This is a genomic window from Vibrio sp. M260118 (assembly GCF_036533755.1).
In the GTDB taxonomy this organism is placed as follows: Bacteria; Pseudomonadota; Gammaproteobacteria; order Enterobacterales; family Vibrionaceae; genus Vibrio.
Genome location: NZ_JATABG010000291.1, coordinates 1 through 4,688, shown reverse-complemented (window position 1 = coordinate 4,688; position 4,688 = coordinate 1). Strand labels below are relative to the sequence as shown.

Annotated in this window: 5 protein-coding genes; 3 read left to right on the top strand and 2 right to left on the bottom strand. The window is 45.8% G+C overall.

The window, feature by feature from the left end:
- On the top strand, nt 1-358 hold a 358-nt coding region (locus QTO00_RS15165; protein ID WP_331425537.1), incomplete at its 5' end, for an ABC transporter substrate-binding protein.
- Nucleotides 359-399: 41 nt separating this feature from the next.
- On the opposite strand, the gene QTO00_RS15160 is transcribed toward QTO00_RS15165, so the two are convergent.
- On the bottom strand, nt 400-1,065 hold the full coding sequence (locus QTO00_RS15160) for a M23 family metallopeptidase (RefSeq protein ID WP_331425536.1): 666 nt from the start codon (nt 1,063-1,065) through the stop codon (nt 400-402).
- A 223-nt stretch (nt 1,066-1,288) separates the two neighbouring features.
- On the opposite strand from QTO00_RS15160, the gene QTO00_RS15155 reads away from it, so the two are divergent.
- Both QTO00_RS15155 and QTO00_RS15150 read left to right on the top strand, forming a co-directional pair.
- Nucleotides 1,289-3,646, top strand: a complete 2,358-nt coding sequence (locus tag QTO00_RS15155; protein ID WP_331425535.1) for a fatty acid cis/trans isomerase — start codon at nt 1,289-1,291, stop codon at nt 3,644-3,646.
- 83 nt (nt 3,647-3,729) lie between these two features.
- Nucleotides 3,730-3,918, top strand: a complete 189-nt coding sequence (locus QTO00_RS15150; protein WP_331425534.1) for a hypothetical protein — start codon at nt 3,730-3,732, stop codon at nt 3,916-3,918.
- Nucleotides 3,919-3,953: 35 nt separating this feature from the next.
- Here QTO00_RS15150 and QTO00_RS15145 read toward each other — a convergent pair.
- A partial coding sequence (locus tag QTO00_RS15145) for a helix-turn-helix domain-containing protein (RefSeq protein WP_331425533.1) occupies nt 3,954-4,688 on the bottom strand: 735 nt, incomplete at its 5' end.

The window sequence follows — 4,688 nt, the reverse complement described above, 5'->3', positions numbered from 1 at the left end:
CAATGGCGGTAAAGTCTCGGTGTTTGGAGCTCAATCTCGCTTTGCTGCCCTGTATGAGTTGTTTGGATTCTCTGAGGTCACGGCTAACAAAGCGAACAAAGCACACGGAGACTTAATTAGCTATGAATATATTGCTGAAGCTAACCCTCCGTATTTGCTGGTGTTAGATAGAGACCAAGCAATTGGGCGTGAGTCCGGCGAAGCATTCAAAAAGCTAAATAACTCACTTATTAGCCAAACCGACGCGGTAAAAAATGGACATGTTCATTATCTGAATCCCCATGCTTGGTATATTTCTGCAAGTGGAATTCAAGCAACTCAGATTATGATCGATGACATCAACGCCTTGTTGAACTAGTACCAAAGAAAACCAGCGGCTAACCACCGCTGGTTTTTTCCTCACACGCCACGGTGGAAATACTTAGACTGAGCAATGAAATAGCCTGGATCAATAAACTGATGGAAAACCGGATGTTCCGTCGTGTAGCCAGTCATCCAGTTTGAACGACCACTACTTGGATAATCGGAGGGTGAGCCCAAGCGAATAGAAAAATGAAGATGAGGCACGATTCCAATTCCGTAACCTTCGTCAGTTTCCGCAATGTACCCAACCAAATCCCCTTTTCTTACTCGCTGACCTGCTCCTATTAACCAATGCCTCGTCGATACATGCCCATACAACGAATATAAGCCGTCTTGCGGATGTTCTATCACAGTTACGCCACCATAACTGTCTTGGTGTTCAGAATAGAATACAACTCCGTCCGCTATCGCATAGACCTCGGTCCCTGGGGTAGCAAAATAGTCCACAGCGGAATGATAAAGGTTTGGAAACCTTGGTGCCTGACCAAACTCAGCATAATCTTGGAGAATGCCCGTTGTTTTCATCGGCCACTGATAAGCATCACTTGTGCCGGCGACAATGTTGTCGATGATGATAGACATGTTTTGCTCATGCTGTTTGATATGCTCTCGCTTCTCATCGGTCAGCCATTTCACACTGACGAGCGTGACAATCAATACAAGAGGGAACAAATATATAAACCACGTTCTCGCATTACGCATCGTTGCGGTTCTCCTTTGATACGTATTTGGGTTGGTAATACATTTTCTAAGGGTATCGAACCGATACTTGCCCGCAAGGTAACGGCGCTCACTCTGGCAATAATTAATCCAACCTTAATCTTATGGCGTACCAATTAATTAATCATTCAGCGTTTCTATAGTTTGATTATCTACAAACTTTCTGCTGCAATTAGTAAGTCCAATAGCCACTACGTGTATCCAAATGAATTTACGCACCTTTTTAATGATGGCGATCGTTTTATCGTTCGCGGGCTGTGCTACTTACGCAGGCTTGAACTATGACCAGTTGTTTGGTAAAGCAAGTGTACAAGAGCGCAGAGAAGATCTTGGCAGTGTCGAAAGCGATTTCTTCCTCACAGAAGTAAAGCCAATTATCGATAACCGCTGCGTGGTATGTCATGCATGTTACGACGCGCCATGTCAGCTTAAAATGTCCTCTGTCGAAGGTATCGACCGAGGCTCTAGCAAAGAGTTGATCTACCAAGGAACGCGTCTTACTGCTGCTACACCTCATCGACTATTTGAAGATGCCCAAACTACCCAAGAGTGGCGAGATTTTGGGTTCCACCCCGTGCTCAATGAGCGTATGCAAAACCCAACCGCCAACCTGGAGGCAGGGTTAATTGCACGTATGTTGATGCAAAAAGAGGCGCACCCTCTTCCTGATCAAAAGCAGCTTGAAGGCTTTGACTTCGCCATCGACCGAACACAGGTCTGCCCGACAATTGAAGAGTATGACCAGTACGCGCAAGACTACCCAACTTGGGGGATGCCTTACGGGATGCCAAATCTCGACTCCAACGAATACTCGACCCTAATTAATTGGCTGCAAGATGGCGCTCATATGAACCAGCCAATACCGCTCACTCCTGCTGAAAGCCAATTGGTCACCCAGTACGAGACCATGCTTAACAAGAGCCCACGTAAAGTTCAACTTGCAGCGCGTTACATCTACGAGCACCTGTTCTTATCGCACCTTTACTTCTCTGAACTTGAGCAAGAGCAACCGCGCTTCTTTACTCTTGTTCGTTCAACTACACCGCCAGGTCAACCGCTAAAGCGTATCGCAACGCGCAGACCCTATGACGACCCAGGCGTATCGCGCGTTTATTATCGTTTAGTACCAGAGCAAGGCACAATCGTCGATAAAACTCACATGCCTTATGCCCTAAACAGTGAGCGCTTTCGTCAGTGGAGAGAGTGGTTTATCGATACCGATTACAGCGTCGCTAAATTACCTGGCTATACACCTGAAATTGCCGCTAACCCAATGACAGCCTTTATCGATTTACCGGTAAAAGCTCGATTTAGTTTTATGCTCGACAACGCACAGAACACCATCAATGCCTTTATCAAAGGCCCGGTGTGCCGTGGGCAATTGGCGCTTAACGTTATCAATGACAGATTCTGGGTGTTCTTCTTAGACCCGGAAAAAGCCGACCTGCCTGAAGTGAATGAATTTTATCGCTCACAAGCAGATAACCTTAAACTGCCGGGAGAGCTTGAAAGCAACACTCTACCGATCACCAACTGGGTATCCTACTCTCGCCAACAAGCGCGCTATCTTGAAGCCAAGTCTGAGTTTATTAACCAGTGGTTTGAAGGTGGAAAACACTTAACAACCGACGTGATCTGGACAGGCAACGGCGTCAACTCCAATGCCGCGCTAACTGTATTCAGACACTTTGATAGCGCGTCGGTAGTGCAAGGGTTGGTCGGTAAACCGCCAAAAACTGCTTGGGTACTCGACTACGCACTGGTTGAGCGTATTCACTACTTGCTAGTAGCCGGATTCGATGTTTACGGTAACTTTGGTCACCAACTGATGACCCGCATGTTTATGGACTTCTTGCGCTTGGAAGGTGAAAGTAACTTTATCGCTCTGCTACCACGTGATATGCGCCATAAAGAGCACTCTAGCTGGTACAAAGACCAAAGTGCCCAACTGAGCGACTTCTTACTGCGTAACGTTAAACCGTTCGATCAGCCGACTCAGGTACCCTATCAAACCGACAACCCGAAAGCAGAGTTGTTTGATATATTGCAAACCCAGCTCGATCCTGTGCTAACCAATCGATTTAAGATTGAGCAAACAGGAATGAAGCTTGAGAACGAAGAACTGCTGCGCACCATCGATGATATCAAGGGCAAAGGGCTGGTTTATCTGCCACAAATCATGATGTTAATGATTGAGGCCGAGAATGGACAGCAGCAACTTTATACCCTGTTACACAACAATGCCCATACCAACATTTCAAGCTTGTTCGACGAAGAGAGCAACCGTGATATCGCCAATGATGACTTAACTTTAGTCCGTGGAGTGATCGGTAGCTATCCTGCTGCGTATCTTGATTTGAAAGAACACCAAGTGCCGCAATTAGTCGAAATGCTGAAAAATATATCCAGCGAAGAGGATTACGTTAAGTTATTAGATGCCTTTGCTATTCGTCGTAGCTCAGACAAATTCTGGCCATTTAGTGACCGAGTTCATGCATGGTATAAGCAAGATCAACCTATCGAATTCGGTCTACTTGACTACAATAGATTTGAGAATAGGTAGAACTGTTCAACTGCGAATATACCCTGAATAATTGAAGCTGCAGATTCAAGAATGAAGGGTAGAACACGCTTAGGGAGGTGATTATGGCTATCAATGACAGCATCAGAGCACTGGAGCAACAAATATATGTTGCTTGCTCAGAAGGTGACTACGACACCGTACGAATGCTTGAACATCAACTGGATAGTCTGAGAAACAAATCAGAACACCCGTTTGATGACGATCCATATGCTCCAGAAGGGAAGGTATTCCCTGAAGATGACTGGTACTAGCGAAACGGCCCCACTTTTTTAGGTGGGGCTTTCTTTTATCTACTTTTAAATGAGTCTTTGTCTATGCCATGCTTTTTCATTCTTAAATAGAGTTTTTTACGCGGTACTTTTAAATACTCCGCAGCGTCACTAACGCGCCCTGAGTGAAGGAACAATGCGTCTTCGATCACGCCCTTCTCAAAGTCATCGACAAGCTCATCCAGAGGCAGCATGGTTTCCGCTTGCGTATAAATTTTGTCTTTTCCCGTCAGCTTTACGATGCCAACCGCAAACAGTTCAGCCACATTTCTTAGCTCTCGAACGTTTCCTGGCCATAAATGACCACGTAATACAGAAAGATAATTCGGCTCAACTTTAGGGATCACTTTACCTAACTTGAGACAACTCTGTTTCAAGAAGTGATGGAACAATACCACCACATCATCGGGTCTTTGCCGCAGCGCTGGCATCTCTATTACACCCTGATTCAAAACATAGTACAGCTCGGGAATAAGACTTTGCTCCGCGATAAGCTGCTCAGGATCTTTGCCAAAAATGGCAATCGCCCTAACCCCCTTGCCTTCCCTTTCATTGGCGATCAAATGCTGTGCCAGTATCCGTTGACAGGGCTCGGAGAGCTGTTCTACACCATCAAGCAATAAGGTACCTGATGTCACCCGATCAAGCATATCACTCAACACTGATTCCGTTAAACTAGTCTCAGCGTGTAGAGTCTCACAGTAATTCGATTGTGAAGGCATAGTATGCAGTAAGTTTGCCGCTAGGTGCCG

What these genes read in the sequence shown, in the direction of transcription:
- QTO00_RS15160 (WP_331425536.1), bottom strand. Translation starts at nt 1,065, where the DNA reads ATGCGTAATGCGAGAACGTGGTTTATATATTTGTTCCCTCTTGTATTG.
- QTO00_RS15155 (WP_331425535.1), top strand. Translation starts at nt 1,289, where the DNA reads ATGAATTTACGCACCTTTTTAATGATGGCGATCGTTTTATCGTTCGCG.
- QTO00_RS15150 (WP_331425534.1), top strand. Translation starts at nt 3,730, where the DNA reads ATGGCTATCAATGACAGCATCAGAGCACTGGAGCAACAAATATATGTT.